Origin of the sequence: Klebsiella sp. KE9456, assembly GCF_043832615.1 — a bacterium.
GTDB lineage: Bacteria > Pseudomonadota > Gammaproteobacteria > Enterobacterales > Enterobacteriaceae > Klebsiella > Klebsiella indica.
This window is the reverse complement of record NZ_JBDYQK010000013.1, coordinates 115,717-133,441: the sequence shown is the minus strand read 5'-3', so window position 1 is coordinate 133,441 and position 17,725 is coordinate 115,717. Positions and strand designations below refer to the sequence as shown.

Sequence of the window (17,725 nt, the reverse complement as noted above, 5' to 3'; positions counted from 1 at the left end):
CTAACGCAATGCCGCCCGGCCTATAAATCAGTACCCGGCCGTTAAATCATCCGGCGAACGCGGATCGGACGCGCCATACAGCGTGCCATCCGGGCCAATCATAATACTCTGCGTGCTGCCCATCGCCGCTTTTACCGCCACTTTCTGCCCTTTGTCCTCCAGCAGCTTCAGCGTATCCGGGCTAAATCCCTTCTCCACCCGCAGTTCATCCGGCAGCCATTGATGATGGAAGCGCGGTGCATTGGTTGCTTCCGCGACATTCATACCGAAGTCGATAGTATTCACTATCATCTGCAGCACAGTGGTGATGATACGACTGCCGCCGGGACTGCCGGTCACCAGCCAGGTCTTGCCGTCTTTCACCACAATGGTCGGCGACATGGACGACAGCGGACGTTTTTTTGGCTCGACGGCGTTGGCGTCACCGCCAACCAGACCATAGACGTTCGGCACGCCGGGTTTAGCGGAAAAGTCATCCATCTGGTTATTCAGCAAAATACCGGAATTCCCCGCGACGATACCAGTGCCAAAGATTGTATTCAGCGTATACGTTACCGCGACGGCATTACCGTCCTTATCCACCACCGAGAAATGCGTGGTCTGATTGCTTTCGTAGGGCGCCAGCTTGCCGGGGCGAATCTGACTCGACGGTTTCGCTTTGTTGATATCGATCTGTTCGGCAATGGCTTTGGCGTACGCTTTGCTGGTCAGCGCCTGCCACGGCACGTTGACGAAATCCGGATCGCCAAGATATTCCGAACGGTCGGCATAAGCATGTTTTTCCGCTTCCGCCATCACCTGCATGGCATCAGCGCTGCCGAAGCCGAACTTATGCATATCGAAGTTTTCCAGAATATTGAGGATCTGCACGATATGAATCCCGCCGGACGAGGGCGGAGGCATGGAAAAGATCTGATAGCCGCGGTATTCACCGCTAATCGGCGTGCGTTCAACCGCTTTGTAATTCGCCAGATCCGCTTTGGTGATCAGCCCGCCGTTATTCTTCATCTCATCAGCAATCTGCTGCGCGATAGCACCTTTATAGAAGGCGTCGGGGCCATGCTCGGCAATCAGTTCCAGACTCTTGCCCAGCTGTTTTTGCACAAGCCTGTCACCCTTTTTCAGCGGTTCGCCGTTTTTCCAGAAAATAGCGCGACTATTGGCGTGGTCGGGGATTACTTCGCTCCCGTAGGTTTTCAAATCATCAGCCAGCGCATCGTTGACGATAAATCCTTCCTCCGCCAGCTTAATCGCCGGGCGAATCACCTTGTTAAGCGGCATCGTGCCGTATTTCTCCAGCGCCAGGGAGAAGCCGGCAACGGTGCCCGGCGTACCGGAGGCCAGGTGCGAAGTCAGCGATTTCTTGCTGTCCGGATTACCCTGATCGTCAAGGAACATATCGCGGGTGGCCTGCGCCGGAGCCATCTCACGGAAGTCGATCGCCGTCGTATGACCGTCTTTAGTGCGCAGCATCATAAAACCGCCACCACCGATATTACCGGCCTGCGGATGCGTCACCGCCAGCGCATAGCCCACTGCCACGGCGGCATCCACCGCGTTGCCGCCCTGGCGCAGAATATCCACGCCGACCTTTGTTGCCAGCGCGTCCACCGAAGCCACCATCCCCTGATGAGCGCGAACCGGATGAAAAATATCCTCCTCTACACCATAAGAAACCGGAGGCGGGACGGGATTAGCCGCGACGCTAAAACTCCCGCATGCCAGTAAAACAGCGATGACCACCTGACGCCAGAGCGTTGTTTTTATCATTGCCATACTCCCGAAATGTGTTGTTACCCCAGCATAATAGTGGTCGATAAATCCTAAAAGATCATTGTGGTAGCGGAAAGAAGGTAAACTAAAACGATCCCACACAAGGGAGGAGATAATCATGAAAGCCATTTTATATCTGGCGGCGCTGATCCCGCTGAGCGCTTTAGCGCAGCCGCTCAATAGTAATAACAATAACAATCCTAATCAGCCAGGATACGTGATACCCAGCCAGCAGCGGATGCTAAACCAGATGCAGACGCAGCAAATGCAGCAACAAAACAAACTAAAACAGGATATACAGAGCCAGACGCGCACGCAGCAGCAGCATCTACAGACGCAACTGAATAACAATCAGCGGCGAATACAGCAGAATAACAATGTGAATACCGAACAATAGCGAGGAAACGTTGCTGCGGCAGACGTCCCCATCAGGGCCGTCTGCTACAGATTACGCTGAAAACCGGGGGCCGATAACGTCAATCGCATCGGTACAGATGCTATCCACGCCCCAGCGTAGCAGTTCGGCGGCACGCTGCGGTTTATTGACGGTATAGACGAGAATATATAAACCCGCCGCCTTCAGGCTCGCTACGCGCGTTTCATCCAACAGCTTGTGATTAAGATGGAGAGAGACGCAGCCAAGGCGAGCCGTCAGTTCGCGCCAGTCATCACGCCACGCATCTACCAACAGCCCGCGCGGCAGCTCGGGCGTCGCTTCCTGCGCCGCTTCCAGTGCATCTATATCAAACGATGAGAGCAGCGGCGGCGTCATTCCCTGCCAGAGCTCACGGGCCGCCAGCGCCACCATTTTACCGGTCAGCGGACCGGTGCCGGTGGTCGGTTTAATTTCGATATTCGCCATCATACCGTACTGTCGGCAACGCGCGGCAACGTCACTCAGCAACGGCAGCGGCTCGCCCTGGAATTCACCGCTGTACCAGCTCCCGGCATCCACTTTTTGCAGATCGCTCCACGCCAGCTCGCCCGCCACGCCCCAGCCGTTGCTGGTGCGTTCGAGGTTGTCGTCGTGCAATAAAAAAATCTGCCCGTCTTTCGATAACTTAGCGTCAAACTCAATCATCGTATGGCCATAACGCGCACCGGTATCGATGGCCGCCAGAGTATTTTCCGGGGCCAGTTTACCGCCGCCGCGATGGGCAACAATTGAGGGATAAGGCCAGTGACTCATACGCGTCGTCCTGTCTCACTATCAAAGAGGTGCAAATGATTCTGCGGCAAATGCAGCCACAGCGTATAGCCAGCCTGAGGACGCTGCTGGTGCGGCAGCCGAACCACCAGCTTCTGCTCGCCCCACCGCCCGTGGGCAAGGTTATCAGCACCTAAAATCTCCAGCGTATCCATAACCAACGGTACGCCACCTTCCGCCTGAGAGCTTAATGCAAAATGTTCCGGGCGGATACCCAGCGTCATCTTACGCCCGGCGTAGCGGCGATGCGCGTTATTCATTGGCAAGCAGACGCCCCCCTCAAGCTCAAAGCGGCTGCCATCGTCGCTGACCCGGCCTTCCAGCAGATTCATTGCCGGGCTGCCGATAAAGCTTGCCACAAAGCGGCTGGCCGGTTTTTCGTACACGTCGACCGGCGTACCAATCTGTTCAGCGATGCCTTTATTCATCACCATCACTCGCTGCGCGAGGGTCATCGCCTCGACCTGATCGTGGGTTACGTACAGCGAAGTGGTATTCAGACGACAGTGTAGCTGTTGCAGTTCAAGGCGCATCTGCACGCGCAGTTTGGCATCAAGGTTGGAGAGCGGCTCATCAAACAGGAACACTGCCGGATCGCGTACAATCGCCCGTCCCATCGCCACACGCTGACGCTGACCGCCGGAGAGTTCACGCGGGCGACGCGTTAACAAACCGTCCAGTTCGAGGATCCGCGCCGCTTCCCTGACGCGCTCGGCAATCAGCCCTTTGCCCATGCCGCGGATTTTCAGCCCCCAGGCCATATTCTCTTCCACGCTCATATGCGGATAGAGGGCGTAGTTCTGGAACACCATCGCAATGCCGCGATCTTTCGGTTCCATTTCGGTGACGCGCTGGCGGTCAATCCAGATATCGCCGCTGGTGACCCGCTCAAGCCCGGCCACCATGCGCAGCAGTGTCGATTTACCGCAGCCGGATGGCCCAACCATCACAATAAATTCGCCGTCCGCGACGTCCAGCGTCAACGGTTGGATCACCTGGGTTTTAGCATCCCAGCTTTTGGTTACTGCCTGTAATTTTAAACCAGCCATAAAATTTCCTACTTCTCACTGTCCACCAGGCCGCGCACAAACGCCCGCTGCATGGCTAAAACGATGACCACCGGGGGAATCAGCGTGAGCAGCATCGCCGCCATCACCAGGTTCCACTGGGTGGTGCCTTCACCAAATGCGATCATCCCTTTAATGCCCGCCACCGCAGTACCGAGGTTCACATCCTGAATAATCAGCAGCGGCCACAGATACTGGTTCCAGCCGTAGATAAAGGTGATGACGAACAGCGCCGCAAGATTGGTTTTCGACAGCGGCAGTACGATATCGCGGAAGAAGCGCATCGGTGACGCGCCATCGATACGCGCGGCTTCAATCAGCTCATCCGGCAACGTCATAAAGAACTGGCGGAACAGGAAGGTGGCGGTCGCCGAAGCCATCAGCGGCAGCGTGAGTCCGGCATAGCTGTCGAGCATTTTCAGGTTGGCGATCACTTCCACGGTCGGGAAAATGCGCACCTCAACCGGCAGCATCAGGGTAATAAAGATCATCCAGAAGAACAGGTTGCGCAGTGGAAAGCGGAACCAGACGATGGCGAACGCGGAGAGCATCGATACCGCGATTTTGCCTGACGTAATACCCAATGCCATGATGAAGCTGTTGAGTAACATCAGCCAGAACGGCGCACTGTTGGCCGCCACGCCGTTCAGCCAGATGTTTTTTATGTTGTCGAGCAGATGCGCGCCGGGAATCAACGTCATCGGCGTTTCAAAGACCGCTTTACCATCCAGGGTCGCGGCAACAAAGGCGACGTACAGCGGGAACAGAATGACGGCAATGCCTAAAATCAACATAGTGTGGCTGAAAATCGTCAGCCCGCGACGGTTCTCAATCATTGGTAGCGCACCTTACTTTCAACATAGCGGAACTGCACCACCGTCAGAATAATGACGAGGAACATCAGCACCACCGACTGGGCGGCGGAAGCGGAAAGATCGAGTCCGGCAAAACCTTCGCGATAGATTTTATAAATCAGCGTCGTCGTTGCCTGCACCGGTCCGCCGCCGGTAGCGGCATCAATCACCGGGAAGGTATCAAAGAAGGCGTATACCAGATTAACCACCAGCAGGAAAAAGCTCACCGGCGCAATCAGCGGCAGCGACAGCCTGAAGAAGCGGCGAACCGGCCCGGCGCCGTCGATCGCGGCAGCTTCCACCAGCGAGCGCGGGATGGATTGCAGCGCGGCGAAAAAGAACAGGAAGTTGTAACTAATCTGCTTCCATACCGAGGCGAAGACCACGAGGAACATTGCCTGGCCGCTGTTCTGCGCATGGTTCCAGTCATAGCCTAGTTCGGCGAGAAAATGCGTAATCAGCCCGCGGCCTGGGTTAAACAGAAAAATCCACAGCACGGCGGCGACCGCAGGCGCCACGGCATAAGGCAGCAGCATCAGCGTCTGATAAAAACGGCTGCCGCGCACCACATAATCCACCAGCGCGGCGAAAAACAGCGAGATCAGCAGCCCGCTGAAAGTGACCAGCGTGCTGAATTTAATCGTGGTCCAGAAAGAATCCAGGTAGTACGGGTCATGGAACAACGCGAAAAAGTTAGCCAGGCCGACAAACTGGCTGGAGAGCCCAAATGGATCGACATTCTGCAGGGAATACCACAGCGCTTCGCCCGCGGGCCAGATAAAGAAGATGACGGTAATCGCCAGCTGTGGCGCGACCAGCAAATATGGTAGCCAACGAGAGCGGAATACCGGACGGGATGATGACATAAGCGTTTGGTTCCTGAACAGCGCCGGGTGGCGGCTTCGCCTTACCCGGCCTACGGTCTTGTAGGCCCGGTAAGCGTAGCGCCACCGGGCATTTTGTTAAGACTTCGTCGACTGCTCAAAACGGCGCAGCAGTTGATTACCGCGCTCAACGGCGGAATCCAGCGCCTGTTGAGGCGTTTTTTTACCGGTCCATACGCTTTCCAGTTCCTCATCCACGACGGTGCGGATCTGCGGCATATTGCCCAGGCGCAGGCCTTTGGTGAACGGTAACGGCGGCTTGTTCAACATCTGCCGCGTCGCGATATCAGCGCCAGGATTCTTATCGTAGAAGCCCTGCTCGCGGGTCAGGTTATAAGCGGCGGTGGTAATCGGCAGATAACCGGTTTTCTGGTGCCATTCGGCGGCAATTTCCGGTTTGGTCAGGAAATCGAGGAATTTGGCGACGCCGGTATAAGTGGCGTTATCTTTACCCTTCATCACCCACAGGCTGGCCCCGCCGATAATGGCGTTTTGCGGCGCGCCCTTCACGTCGGCGTCGTAGGGCATCATACCCACGCCATAGTTGAACTTAGCGTACTGACGGATATCGGCCAGCGAACCGGAAGAGGCAGTGGTCATCGCGCAGTCGCCGTTATAGAACTTCTCGGTAGACTCATCTTTACGCCCGTAGTAGCTAAAATCGCCCTTCTTGTTCATCGCTTCAAGCAGGGCGATATGCTTCACCTGCACTGGCTTGTTGAATTCCAGCACCGCATCCGTACCGTCGAAGCCGTTGTTTTTGGTGGCGACCGGCAGCCCGTTCCAGGCGCTGAAGTTTTCAATTTGAATCCAGCCCTGCCAGCCGCTGGCGTAACCGCACTTCATTCCGGCGGCTTTCAGCTTCGCGCTGTACGCCGCAAGATCCTGCCAGGTTTTCGGCGGCTGGTTCGGATCTAATCCGGCTTTTTTGAAGGCGTCTTTGTTGTAATACAGCACCGGCGTGGAGCTGTTAAACGGCTGAGAGAGCAGATGGCCGGTTTTGGAATCGGTGTAATAGCCGGAAACGGTCGGCACGAACTGCGACTCATCAAACTTGATGCCCGCATCGCTGAATACCTGATAAACCGGCTTAATCGCTTTGGACGCCATCATCGTCGCAGTGCCGACTTCATAAACCTGCAAAATAGCCGGCGCGTTACCGGTACGGAAGGCGGCGATGCCTGCGCTCAGGCTCTGTTCATAGTTGCCTTTGTACACCGGAACAATTTTGTAGTCCGGGTTGGCTGCGTTGAAACGTTGCGCCAGTGAATCAACTTCTTTCCCCAGTTCCCCTTCCATTGAGTGCCAGAAAGGAATAGTGGTTACCGCCAGCGCTTGACCGGCAAATGCCAGGCTAAGCGCCAGCCCTAAAGCTGTATGTCGTAACGATATCATCGGTTATCTCTCTTGTGTTTCAAATGCGCGATTTCACGCGTTTTATGTTCGCGGGAGTAACATGACACGCTCGAATGACAGAAAAATAACTGTTTTATTACAATAGCATTACGGCTAATTGGCAAAATGGTGATGAAACAGTGAAAAAGGGCCGATAAATGGCAAAGTGAAAAAGAGACGCTGTGCGGACTACAGATAAATGAGGATCTGTAGTTAAATAGGGGTTGTTAAAACGTTCTCTCCGGCGAACCGTCACAAGGAAAAATATGAAGGCGCTTCATAAACCTACCGAGCGTGTCTTACTCATTCTGGAAACATTAGCCAACGCGGAGGGGATGACGCTCTCTGAACTGTCGCAGAAAACGGGCATTTCTAAAGGGACCATATTTCCCATCCTCAAATCATTACAATACCGGAAATATATCAGTTACGACGATCGCAACGGTATTTACACCCTGGGCATCTCATGCGCGGTTCTGGCCAGTTCAACGGTGGAAAAAGAGTTCTGGCTTAAAATGATCAACAGCGAAATGCAGGCGGTGGTCAATGAATGCAATGAGGTTTGCCAGCTCGGCATTCTTGATGATGCCTGGGTGCTCTATGTTGATAAAGTCCAGGGCGACCAGACCGTACAACTGGTATCGAAGGTCGGTACCCGCCTTCCGGCAATCTGCTCCGCATTAGGAAAAGCGCTGTTACATAAGCACCGCGACGACGAGATTCTGGAACTTTATCCGCAAGGTTTTCCTCGCGTCACCGCACGCAGCGTCAGCAATATAACTCAGCTTCGTCAGCAGTTAACCCAGGTCGCCGCCAACGGCTATGCCATGGACGATCGGGAAATCAACGACGATACCATTTGCTTCGCCGTTCCTCTGCAGCAGAAAGGTATTATTCTGGCCGCGATCAGCGTTTCACTGCCGTTTTTCCGCGCCACCGATGAAAAAACGCAGCAGGTCACTCATGCGTTGCAAGAGGCGAAAAATCGTATCGAAAGCGTGCTGAACAAGCTGCCCGATATCAAAAATTACTGATCAATCCCCGTCATCCTTCACGTTGCCTGTGCGTTGACTGTGGATTACCCGGCCTACGGCCTCACCTCTACGAGGCCCGCGCAAGCGCTGTGCAAAACGGTTGACCGCTTTGTCATGCAACTCAAATTATTTAAGATGGATTCGTCGACAATCCCGCCGGAATTGTGATTACCCACACAATATCAATATTTAATTCCCCGTAGTGGCTGCTTGTCAGCCCGTCTATTTATCTATTAATTCATTAAGTTAATTACTTATCCCGCCGCGTTTTGCGCCATTTGACTTCCCATTCCCCCATGTGTTTACTTATTCATGATCGAAAATACAAACATCATTTGTATATACGAACAACGCAAGAGGTAAAATATGCAAAGTCGTTACATCACCCCGGCAATAACCGTTTTTGATGAACGTGGAAGACTGGATCCTGAAGGCAATTTCCGCCTGTACGATTTCATCAAAAATAGCGTGTCGGGATTTGTCGTCATGGGCAGCACCGGTGAGTTTTTCTCCCTGGATATGAAAACATCCCGTCAGATTATTCAAATCGCGGCGGAATTTCCCCGCGGAGGAATACAGGCTTATGCGGGCGCCAGTCGCATGGATATTGATGAGTGCGTGGAACTGGCAAACTACGCTGATGAGTGCGGACTTGATGGGGTCATGATCATCAGCCCCTGGTACTTCCGCCTGACTGATGAAGGAATTTATACATTTTACAGTCAGATAGCGCGCCGAACTGCCGCAAAAATCTTCATCTATAACTTTCCGGAGCGCACCGGCTATTCCGTCTCGCCGGAAATCTGTCTCCGGCTTGCCAGAGAATTCCCGAACATTATCGGCCTGAAAGACACCGTTGCGGACACCAGTCATACCTCGCAGGTGATTCGCCAGGTAAAATCTGAACGACCATATTTCGAAGTCTATGCCGGTTATGACAATAACTTTGCCCACAATGTCTTGTCCGGAGGGAATGGCTGTATTGGCGGTTTATCCAATATTTGCCCTGAGATCTTCCGCGACTGGATGCAGGCATTTAATGATAACGATCTGCGCCAGATCTCGCTATATCAGCAAAAAGTGGATGATTTAATGGCTATTTATGCGGTTAACGATCCGTTCATTCCGACATTCAAAAAAGCGTTACAACTGCGCGGAATTATTGAGTCCGACCGCTGCACGCCACCTTTTAGCCCCCTATCAACCTGCCAGACCGCAAGTATCCAGCAGATACTTTCCCGTGCTGGTATCGCCATTAATGCCTGACCCCAGCACGGAGGTATGATGAAAACGATCGCCGCTTACGACAACCCGGTATTAAATTCCGCCATTACGAAATCGTGGAAGCGCCTGGTGCCACTGATGTTTATTTTATACTTCATCGCCTTTATCGACAGGGTCAATGTGGGATTCGCCAAAGAGGCGATGCAGGTCGATATTGGCCTCTCCAGTTCCGCCTTTGCCCTCGGCGCGGGAATATTTTTCGCCGCCTATGCGCTGTTTGGCATCCCCGCCAACCTGATCCTGAATAAGATTGGGGCGCAAAAATGGTTAAGTATCACCACCATTCTGTGGGGCGTACTCTCTGCGCTCACCGGCCTGGTCCAGACGGAAACTCAGTTTATTGTCCTGCGCTTTTTACTGGGCCTGGGCGAAGCGGGTTTTTACCCCGGCATTCTGCTACTGGCCTCGATCTACTTTCCCAATAAGGTTCGGGCATCTGTGGTCGGCATCTTCGTGCTCGGCGTTCCCCTGGCATTGACCTTAGGTTCGCCAATCTCCGGCGCGCTTCTGGAAATGCACGGATTCCTCGGCAAGCCCGGCTGGTTCTGGATGTTCTTTATCGAAGGGATCCCGGCGGTCATCATGGGCATCTTCGCCTGGTTCTGGCTTGACGATACCCCGGCCCAGGCTCGTTTCCTGAACCAGGAGGAGAAAAAAGCCCTTATTGAGCAGCTTCAACTGGAGCAGAAACAGACCGAAACCAGCAGCGTTATCACCGCGCTGAAAAGCCTTAAAGTCTGGCACCTGGCGCTGATCTACGGCACCATCCAGATCAGCGTTTATGGGCTGATGTTCTTCCTGCCTTCGCAAGTCGCCTCGCTGATGGGATCCACGCTCGGCTTTAAGGAGTCATTAGTTGCCGCCATCCCCTGGGCCTGTTCCGCAGTAGGGGTCTATTATATTCCACGTCTGGCGGACAAAATGCCAACCCGCCGGGTTGTGATTTCAGTCATTTGTATGCTGGCTGCGGCGCTGGGGCTGTTCGTTTCCGCCTGGTCCGGCCCGGTACTGGCCATTGCCGCCCTCTCCCTCTCGGCAATCGGCTTCCTCTCTGTACAACCGATTTTCTGGACCTTTCCGGCGCAAATTGTGTCAGGGTCGGCACTGGCGGCCAGCATCGGTTTTTGTACCACGATGGGCGCTTTTTGTAGCTTTCTGGCACCGCTCATTCGCGTTGAAGTCGATGCGTTCTTTGGCAATGATTCGGCGGGCCTGATCGCCCTGTCCCTTATCACCGTCTGCTGCGCATTGCTGATTGCCGCGCTGGCGGGCAGAAAGGCGGCCAGTAACGTCGCGGTTCCCCATCACTAAGGTTCTGATGTGCTGATAACAAAGGATAACTAAAATGCAGACCATCTTAAAAATTGACCCTACTGACAACTTGATCGTTGCGCTGCAAGACTTACGCAAAGACCAGCGGGTTAACTGGAATAATGAAGAGTATCTCCTGCGTAGCGATGTCAAAGCCAAACACAAGTTCGCCACCCTGGATATTGAACCCGGCGATATTGTTTCTCTGTACGGTGTCCCGGTAGGCAAAGCAACGCGGCCTATCGCCCGCGGCGAAGCCGTCACCACCGAAAATATCAAACACTACGCGGCCCCGGTTTCGCTTGATGACGTCGCGCCCTATGACTGGCAGCAGCCGGATATCTCCGCATGGCAGACGCGGACGTTTCGGGGAATCGTCCGTGAAGATGGCCGGGTCGCCACGGCCAATTACTGGCTGGTCATTCCGCTGGTTTTCTGTGAAAACCGCAACGTTCAGCGCGTCACCGATGCGCTGAACGACGCCCTGGGCTATGCCAATAACGGCCTGAAAAATTTCGCGCGCCGGGTGGCCTCGGCCGATGTCTTCGACGATAAGCGACATCTCCCCTTCCCTCATCTTGACGGCATCCGCTGTATTACCGTCAACTCAGGCTGCGGCGGCGCCTCCTCAGACAGCATGACCATGTGCGACGTCCTGGCCGCCTATGCCGATCATCCTAATGTGCTCGGCGTAACGGTCTTTGCGCTGGGCTGTGAAAAAGCGCGTATTGTCGATTTCAAAGCGGCGCTCGCGAAACGCAACCCGCAGTTCAACAAGCCGGTGATCTACTTCAGGCAGCAGGACTGGAGCAGCGAAGAAAAAATGATGCAGGATGCATTGACCGAGACCTATAACGCCATTCGCGAAGCGCCCGTCGCTGAACGGCAGGAGGTCCCGCTCTCTGAACTCAAAATCGGCGTGAAATGCGGCGCCTCGGACGGCTTCTCGGGGATCAGCGCGAATCCGGCAATGGGTGAGGTCTCGGACCGTCTCGTCGCTCTGGGCGGCGCTTCCGGGCTGGCGGAGTTCCCGGAACTGTGCGGCGCGGAAGGGGATCTCGTTCAACGCTGCAACAGTCGCGATCTAAAAGAGAAGTTTCTGTCGCTGATGAAAAACTATGAACACGTGGCTAACTTCTTCGGCACCACCATCGCTGATAATCCCAGCCCAGGGAATATTGCCGATGGCTTGATCACCGACGCCATCAAATCTGCCGGTGCAGCGAAAAAAGGCGGCAGAGCACCGGTTAGCGCGGTATGCGACTATGCAGAACCGATGGCGGAGCGCGGGCTTTCGCTGGTATGTACGCCGGGCAACGACGTGGATGCGGTGACGGGGCTGGTTGCTGCGGGATGCAATGTCGTTATCTTCTCAACCGGATTAGGCACGCCAACAGGGAACCCAATCGTTCCGGTACTCAAAATCTCCACCAACTCGGCTCTCGCGAAAAAGATGCCGGATATTATCGATTATGACTGCGGGCCTATTATTGAGGGCACGCCGCTGGCAGAAATCGCCGACGGCTTGTTCGAAAAAATCATCGCCACCGCCAGCGGACGCTGGCGAACCAAAGCGGATGCGCTCGAACAGTTTGATTTTATGTTATGGAAACGCTCTCTGGAACTGTAGGCATCGGGCAAAACGCCCGCCAGAAGGCGGGCGTCAGATTGATGACAAAGTGCGTTTTTCCGGAATTGCCCGGCGGCGCTTCGCTTGCGCGGGCCTACGAAAACCCATAACATGATGATATTATTGGTTTTACATGCCAGGTAAGGCGATAGCCGCCCGGCGTTTTTAATTAACTACCCGCCCAGATAGGCGCTGCGTACTGCTTCGTTAGCCAGCAACGCATCGCCGGTATCGGATAGCACCACGTGACCGTTTTCCAGCACATAGCCGCGATCGGCAAGCTTCAGCGCCTGGTTGGCGTTCTGTTCGACGAGGAAGATGGTCATCCCCTGTTCGCGTAGCTGTTCGATAGTATCGAAAATTTGCTGAATGATAATCGGCGCCAGTCCCAGCGAAGGCTCATCCAGCAGCAGGAGGCGCGGCTGGCTCATCAGCGCCCGACCGATTGCCAGCATCTGCTGTTCACCACCGGACATGGTGCCCGCACGCTGAACCCGACGCTCAAGCAGACGCGGAAACAGCTCATACACCCACTTGATGCGGGTCTGGAACTGGTCGCGATCGGCAAAAAATCCCCCCATCGCCAGGTTCTCTTCCACCGTCATCCGCGAGAAGACGCGACGCCCTTCCGGAACAATCGCCACCGCTTCACGCATGATTTTCGCCGTCTGCCAGTCAGTAATATCTTTACCATCGAACACAACGCGCCCGCTGGAGGCGCGCGGATCGCCGCACAGGGTGCCCAACAACGTGGTTTTCCCCGCGCCGTTGGCGCCAATCAGGGTAACGATCTCCCCCTGATTGATATGCAGGCTGACGTTGTGCAGCGCCTGGATTTTTCCATAGTGCGCGCTAACGCTATCAAAAGATAACATCGTTTTTTCCATCTTATGCGTCACCACCATTATGCTTCACCTAAATAGGCACGGATCACGTCCGGGTTATTGCGGATCGCTTCCGGCGTACCGTTGGCCAGCGGCGTGCCCTGGTTTACCACGTAAATACGGTCGGAAATGCCCATCACCAGCTTCATATCGTGCTCAATCAGCAGGATAGTGGTGTTGTGATGGCTGCGCAGCTCGGCGATCAGTTCGTCCAGCTCTTTGGTCTCTTTCGGGTTTAGCCCCGCAGCAGGCTCATCCAGCATCAGGATTTCCGGCTGCGTCACCATACAGCGGGCGATCTCCAGACGCCGCTGGTCGCCGTAGGCCAGGTTACTGGCCTGGCGGTTGGCGTGCTCCAGCAGGCCGATACGCTCAAGCCAGGCGGCGGCGCGGTCCAGAGCTTCGCTCTGCGCGCGGCGGAAAGACGGCATTTTTAGCAGACCGGAGAAGATCCCGGTTTTCAGCTGCTGATGTTGCGCCACCAGCAGGTTTTCAATCACCGTCATTTCGCGGAACAGACGCACGTGCTGGAAAGTCCGCACCACGCCCATACGGGCAATCTGCTGGCCCGGCAGCCCTTCGAGATGCTGGTCGCGCAGCATAATGCTGCCGCCGGTCGGTTTATAGAAGCCGGTCAGACAGTTAAAAACGGTGGTTTTCCCTGCGCCGTTCGGGCCGATAAGCGAAACAATTTCCCGTTCACGCAGCTCCAGCGACACGTTATTGACCGCCAGCAGGCCGCCGAAACGCATCATCAGGCCGCTTACAGATAATAATGGCTGACTCATTCCTGCTCTCCTTTCGCCTGACCGTTTTTCAGCTTCAACTGCAGACGCGTCATTGGCAGAAGGCCCTGCGGACGCCAGATCATCATCAGTACCATCAACGCCCCCAGCATCAGCATGCTGTATTCATTAAAATCACGCATCAGCTCACGCGACACTACCAGCAAAATCGCCGCGAGGATCACCGCAAACTGCGAGCCCATCCCGCCCAGGACGACAATCGCCAGCACAAAAGCGGATTCAGCGAAGGTGAAGGATTCCGGGCTGACGAAGCCCTGACGGGCGGCGAACAGAGTACCGGCAAAACCGGCAAACGCCGCGCTGATGGTAAACGCGGTCAACTTGATACGCGTCGGGCTAAGGCCCAGCGAACGACAGGCGATCTCATCTTCGCGCAGCGCTTCCCACGCGCGACCGAGCGGCATACGCAGCAGGCGGTTAATGACAAACAGGCTTAACACCACCAGCAGCAGGGCCACCAGGTAGAGGAAAATCACGCGATCGGACGGATCGTACTTCACGCCAAAGAAGTGGCTGAACGTATCCCAGCCGCCTTCGCGGGCGCTGCGGCTGAATTCAAGACCAAAAAGAGTCGGTTTCGGGATCTGACTGATGCCGTTCGGGCCGCCGGTCAAATCGGTGTTGTTGAGCAGCAGGATGCGCACAATCTCACCGAAACCAAGCGTCACAATCGCCAGATAGTCGCCGCGCAGGCGCAGCACCGGGAAGCCGAGCAGAAAACCCGCTGCGGCCGAGACCAGCCCCGCCAGCGGCAGACAGGTCCAGAATCCCAGACCGTAATAGTGGTTCAGCAACGCGAAGGTGTAAGCGCCGATGGCATAGAAGCCGCCATAGCCCAGTACCAGCAGACCGGACAGTCCCACCACCACGTTAAGGCCCAGGCCGAGGATAATGTAGATCATCGTCAACGTGGCGATATCCACCGTCCCGCGCGACACGATAAACGGCCACGCCACGGCAATAACCAGCAGAGCAGCCAGCAACAGCTTCTGTTTAGGCGTCGAGCCATCAATGGCCGGCAGAATAAACTTCGGCCCGGAGACGTTCTTCATCGTTTTCCGCAACAGCGGACGCAGCAACTGGAAGAGGAAGACCCCGGCGGTACCGATAAAGATCCACTGCCAGCGGATATCGGCGGCGGTATCCACCACCAGTTTGGTGCCGGACAGTTCCAATTGCACGCCCATAAAGACGCCAGCCAGCACAAAGAACATCGCTGCTGACAGCAGCGCCATCACAAAATGCATCGGTTTCATACTTTTTCCACCTCCGGGCGACCCAGGATACCGGTCGGCATCACCAGCAGAACCAGGATCAATAGCGCGAAGGAGACCACGTCTTTGTATTCCGTGCTGAGATAAGCAGAAGAGAGCGCTTCAGCGATACCGAGAATCAGGCCGCCAATCATCGCGCCAGGAATACTGCCGATACCCCCGAGAACGGCGGCGGTAAAGGCTTTCATCCCGGCCATAAAACCGATATACGGGTTGATCACGCCGTAGAACTGACCCAGCAATACACCCGCAACCGCCGCCATTGCCGCGCCGATCACAAACGTCAGAGCGATAACGCGGTCAGTATTAATACCGAGCAGGCTGGCCATTTTCAGATCTTCGGCACAAGCGCGACAGGCGCGGCCCATACGGGAATAGCGGATAAACAGGGTCAGCGCCAGCATAGCGATGAACGTGACGATCCAGATAACCAGTTGCATAGTGGTGATAGTGGCAGAGAAGTTTTCGCTGCTGCCCACCGTCCACTGGCCGTTAAACAGGTTTGGCAGCGCGACATCGCGCGAACCTTCCGTCAGACTGACGTAGTTTTGCAGGAAGATGGACATCCCGATAGCGGAAATCAGCGCGATCAGACGCTTGGAGTTACGCACGGGCCGATAAGCCACCCGTTCGATACTCCAGCCGTAGGCGCTGGCAATCACAATTGCGCCAACGAATCCGGCGGCCACCAGCAGCCAACTGGCATCAATTCCCATCATCATCAGGGCGGCAATGATCATGAAGGAGACATAGCTGCCAATCATGTATACCTCGCCGTGGGCGAAGTTAATCATGCCGATAATGCCGTACACCATGGTATAGCCGATGGCGATCAGCGCATAGGTGCTTCCCAGCGTGACGCCGTTAAACATCTGCTGCAGAAAATAAAGAAACTGCTCGGACATAAGGTAACCTTTCTCTACCCGCCCGCGTTGCGCGGGCGGTGGGATAACGTGTTTTATGGCTTATTTCGCGAGAGTGGATGACCCATCCGCGTGCCACTTGAAGACACCAAATTCAAATCCCTTCAAATCGCCTTTTTCATCCCAGTTCAGCGGCCCAATCACGGTTTTCGCACCGTGCGCTTTCAGATCATTGATTAAATCCAGCGGCTCCTTGCTTCCGGTTCTGTCCATTGCCTGCGCCAGAGACTGCACGGCGGCGTAGGTGATCCAGACATACGGACCGCTCGGATCTTTCTTGTCGGCTTTAAGCGCAGCAACGATAGCGCTGTTGGCAGGATCCTGATCATAGCGTTTCGGCATCGTCACCAGCATGCCTTCCGCCGCATTGCCGGCGATATTGGAGAGCGATGAGTTACCCACGCCTTCCGGACCCATAAACACGGTTTTCAGACCCACGGTGCGCGCCTGACGCAGCATCTGCCCCATTTCCGGGTAGTAGCCGCCGTAATAAACGAAGTCGATATTTTCTTTCTTCAGACGCGCCAGCAGCGCAGAGAAATCTTTTTCACCGGCGGTAATACCGTCGAAAAAGACAATGTTCGCGCCGCCTTTTTTCAGGTTCTCCTGGACAGAACGCGCCAGCCCTTCGCCGTACTGCTGCTTATCATGAATGATAGCAATACGCTGCGGTTTGACGGTTTCCAGGATGTATTTTGCGGCGGTCGGCCCCTGAGAAGAATCCAGACCGGCGGTACGCATAATGTACTGATAACCGCGCTGAGTCAGCTCCGGGTTGGTTGCGCCCGGTGAGATCATCAAAATGCCTTCATCTTCATAAATATCAGATGCAGGCTGAGTGGAAGAGGAGCAGAGATGACCAATAACGTATTGAATGCCGTCATTGACGATTTTGTTCGCGACCGCAACGGCCTGTTTCGGATCGCAGGCGTCATCATATTCCACGCCAACCAGCTTATCGCCTTTAATGCCGCCCTGAGCATTAATATCTTTAATCGCCTGACGTGCGCCGTTGAATTCCATATCGCCCCACTGGGCTACCGGGCCAGACATCGCGCCAACAACCGCGACTTTAATATCCCCGGCCATTACCGCATGGGACATCGCCAGTGCGACAACCCCCGCGATAACCGTTTTCGCGCTCCTTTTCATACTACAGAACCCCGTTCGTGATGTGGTGTAAATATCTTGTATTTTTATGGTTAAAAAGCATTCTGTGCTTTTATTAAACAACGCTACTTTTATCATTATCTTTAATGATTTAGCGCGGTTTTTTGCCTGAATACAGAGTAAAATCTCTATTTTTCAGGATATTAAGGAAATATAATATTCTGTATTTGCGGGAAGATAAACAAAAAAAGTCCAACAAACAGCATAAAATAACGATACATAAGGCGGA

The 17,725-nt window shown here is 54.7% G+C and carries 16 protein-coding genes; 5 read left to right on the top strand and 11 right to left on the bottom strand.

The annotated features are described in order from the left end of the window. Nucleotides 1-27: 27 nt before the first annotated feature. The gene (gene ggt / locus ABK821_RS15130) at nt 28-1,770 is read right to left on the bottom strand and encodes a gamma-glutamyltransferase (protein ID WP_308561607.1); all 1,743 of its coding nucleotides are present in this window, start codon (nt 1,768-1,770) and stop codon (nt 28-30) included. A gap of 121 nt (nt 1,771-1,891) precedes the next feature. Between ggt and ABK821_RS15125 the strand changes: the two genes are divergently transcribed. Further along, nucleotides 1,892-2,170, top strand: coding sequence for a DUF2756 domain-containing protein (locus tag ABK821_RS15125; protein ID WP_138359310.1), 279 nt, complete (start codon nt 1,892-1,894; stop codon nt 2,168-2,170). 51 nt (nt 2,171-2,221) lie between these two features. On the opposite strand, the gene ugpQ is transcribed toward ABK821_RS15125, so the two are convergent. From ugpQ to ugpB, 5 genes are all read right to left on the bottom strand, one after another. Continuing rightward, nucleotides 2,222-2,962 carry a glycerophosphodiester phosphodiesterase gene (gene ugpQ, locus ABK821_RS15120; protein WP_138359312.1) on the bottom strand — a complete coding sequence of 247 codons (741 nt, stop codon included), beginning with the start codon at nt 2,960-2,962 and terminating at the stop codon, nt 2,222-2,224. Further along, the gene (locus ABK821_RS15115; RefSeq protein ID WP_343178065.1) at nt 2,959-4,029 is read right to left on the bottom strand and encodes a sn-glycerol-3-phosphate import ATP-binding protein UgpC; all 1,071 of its coding nucleotides are present in this window, start codon (nt 4,027-4,029) and stop codon (nt 2,959-2,961) included. Before ABK821_RS15115 ends, ugpQ begins: the two co-directional genes overlap by 4 nt. An 8-nt stretch (nt 4,030-4,037) precedes the next feature. Next, entirely contained in the window at nt 4,038-4,883 is an 846-nt protein-coding gene (ugpE, locus tag ABK821_RS15110) for a sn-glycerol-3-phosphate ABC transporter permease UgpE (RefSeq protein WP_138359316.1), read from the bottom strand. After that, the gene (ugpA, locus tag ABK821_RS15105; RefSeq protein ID WP_138359318.1) at nt 4,880-5,767 is read right to left on the bottom strand and encodes a sn-glycerol-3-phosphate ABC transporter permease UgpA; all 888 of its coding nucleotides are present in this window, start codon (nt 5,765-5,767) and stop codon (nt 4,880-4,882) included. Before ugpA ends, ugpE begins: the two co-directional genes overlap by 4 nt. A 96-nt stretch (nt 5,768-5,863) precedes the next feature. Then, complete coding sequence (ugpB, locus tag ABK821_RS15100; protein ID WP_138359320.1) at nt 5,864-7,180, bottom strand: sn-glycerol-3-phosphate ABC transporter substrate-binding protein UgpB; 1,317 nt, start codon at nt 7,178-7,180, stop codon at nt 5,864-5,866. Nucleotides 7,181-7,446: 266 nt separating this feature from the next. Here ugpB and ABK821_RS15095 point away from each other — a divergent pair, with 266 nt between their 5' ends. The 4 genes from ABK821_RS15095 (at nt 7,447) to ABK821_RS15080 (ending at nt 12,439) form a co-directional block, all read left to right on the top strand. Next, nucleotides 7,447-8,214: an IclR family transcriptional regulator gene (locus ABK821_RS15095; protein ID WP_138359322.1), complete on the top strand. Its 768-nt coding sequence runs from the start codon at nt 7,447-7,449 to the stop codon at nt 8,212-8,214. 366 nt (nt 8,215-8,580) lie between these two features. Next, entirely contained in the window at nt 8,581-9,480 is a 900-nt protein-coding gene (locus ABK821_RS15090) for a dihydrodipicolinate synthase family protein (protein WP_138359324.1), read from the top strand. A gap of 18 nt (nt 9,481-9,498) precedes the next feature. Further along, nucleotides 9,499-10,809: an MFS transporter gene (locus tag ABK821_RS15085; protein WP_138359678.1), complete on the top strand. Its 1,311-nt coding sequence runs from the start codon at nt 9,499-9,501 to the stop codon at nt 10,807-10,809. Between the two features lie 34 nt (nt 10,810-10,843). Then, nucleotides 10,844-12,439, top strand: coding sequence for an altronate dehydratase family protein (locus ABK821_RS15080; RefSeq protein WP_343178066.1), 1,596 nt, complete (start codon nt 10,844-10,846; stop codon nt 12,437-12,439). Nucleotides 12,440-12,612: 173 nt separating this feature from the next. Here ABK821_RS15080 and livF read toward each other — a convergent pair whose 3' ends face one another. The 5 genes from livF to livK are packed head-to-tail and all read right to left on the bottom strand — an operon-like array spanning nt 12,613 to nt 17,478. After that, nucleotides 12,613-13,326: a high-affinity branched-chain amino acid ABC transporter ATP-binding protein LivF gene (gene livF, locus ABK821_RS15075; protein ID WP_138359328.1), complete on the bottom strand. Its 714-nt coding sequence runs from the start codon at nt 13,324-13,326 to the stop codon at nt 12,613-12,615. A 17-nt stretch (nt 13,327-13,343) separates the two neighbouring features. Next, nucleotides 13,344-14,111: a high-affinity branched-chain amino acid ABC transporter ATP-binding protein LivG gene (gene livG / locus ABK821_RS15070; protein ID WP_138359330.1), complete on the bottom strand. Its 768-nt coding sequence runs from the start codon at nt 14,109-14,111 to the stop codon at nt 13,344-13,346. Further along, nucleotides 14,108-15,385 carry a high-affinity branched-chain amino acid ABC transporter permease LivM gene (locus ABK821_RS15065; protein WP_343178067.1) on the bottom strand — a complete coding sequence of 426 codons (1,278 nt, stop codon included), beginning with the start codon at nt 15,383-15,385 and terminating at the stop codon, nt 14,108-14,110. Before ABK821_RS15065 ends, livG begins: the two co-directional genes overlap by 4 nt. Beyond that, nucleotides 15,382-16,308, bottom strand: coding sequence for a high-affinity branched-chain amino acid ABC transporter permease LivH (gene livH / locus ABK821_RS15060; RefSeq protein WP_138359334.1), 927 nt, complete (start codon nt 16,306-16,308; stop codon nt 15,382-15,384). The genes ABK821_RS15065 and livH overlap by 4 nt, the downstream gene beginning before the upstream one ends. A 60-nt stretch (nt 16,309-16,368) precedes the next feature. Next, nucleotides 16,369-17,478: a high-affinity branched-chain amino acid ABC transporter substrate-binding protein LivK gene (livK, locus tag ABK821_RS15055; protein ID WP_138359336.1), complete on the bottom strand. Its 1,110-nt coding sequence runs from the start codon at nt 17,476-17,478 to the stop codon at nt 16,369-16,371. Nucleotides 17,479-17,725: the final 247 nt, after the last annotated feature.

What these genes read in the sequence shown, in the direction of transcription:
- ggt (WP_308561607.1), bottom strand. Translation starts at nt 1,770, where the DNA reads ATGATAAAAACAACGCTCTGGCGTCAGGTGGTCATCGCTGTTTTACTG.
- ABK821_RS15125 (WP_138359310.1), top strand. Translation starts at nt 1,892, where the DNA reads ATGAAAGCCATTTTATATCTGGCGGCGCTGATCCCGCTGAGCGCTTTA.
- ugpQ (WP_138359312.1), bottom strand. Translation starts at nt 2,962, where the DNA reads ATGAGTCACTGGCCTTATCCCTCAATTGTTGCCCATCGCGGCGGCGGT.
- ABK821_RS15115 (WP_343178065.1), bottom strand. Translation starts at nt 4,029, where the DNA reads ATGGCTGGTTTAAAATTACAGGCAGTAACCAAAAGCTGGGATGCTAAA.
- ugpE (WP_138359316.1), bottom strand. Translation starts at nt 4,883, where the DNA reads ATGATTGAGAACCGTCGCGGGCTGACGATTTTCAGCCACACTATGTTG.
- ugpA (WP_138359318.1), bottom strand. Translation starts at nt 5,767, where the DNA reads ATGTCATCATCCCGTCCGGTATTCCGCTCTCGTTGGCTACCATATTTG.
- ugpB (WP_138359320.1), bottom strand. Translation starts at nt 7,180, where the DNA reads ATGATATCGTTACGACATACAGCTTTAGGGCTGGCGCTTAGCCTGGCA.
- ABK821_RS15095 (WP_138359322.1), top strand. Translation starts at nt 7,447, where the DNA reads ATGAAGGCGCTTCATAAACCTACCGAGCGTGTCTTACTCATTCTGGAA.
- ABK821_RS15090 (WP_138359324.1), top strand. Translation starts at nt 8,581, where the DNA reads ATGCAAAGTCGTTACATCACCCCGGCAATAACCGTTTTTGATGAACGT.
- ABK821_RS15085 (WP_138359678.1), top strand. Translation starts at nt 9,499, where the DNA reads ATGAAAACGATCGCCGCTTACGACAACCCGGTATTAAATTCCGCCATT.
- ABK821_RS15080 (WP_343178066.1), top strand. Translation starts at nt 10,844, where the DNA reads ATGCAGACCATCTTAAAAATTGACCCTACTGACAACTTGATCGTTGCG.
- livF (WP_138359328.1), bottom strand. Translation starts at nt 13,326, where the DNA reads ATGGAAAAAACGATGTTATCTTTTGATAGCGTTAGCGCGCACTATGGA.
- livG (WP_138359330.1), bottom strand. Translation starts at nt 14,111, where the DNA reads ATGAGTCAGCCATTATTATCTGTAAGCGGCCTGATGATGCGTTTCGGC.
- ABK821_RS15065 (WP_343178067.1), bottom strand. Translation starts at nt 15,385, where the DNA reads ATGAAACCGATGCATTTTGTGATGGCGCTGCTGTCAGCAGCGATGTTC.
- livH (WP_138359334.1), bottom strand. Translation starts at nt 16,308, where the DNA reads ATGTCCGAGCAGTTTCTTTATTTTCTGCAGCAGATGTTTAACGGCGTC.
- livK (WP_138359336.1), bottom strand. Translation starts at nt 17,478, where the DNA reads ATGAAAAGGAGCGCGAAAACGGTTATCGCGGGGGTTGTCGCACTGGCG.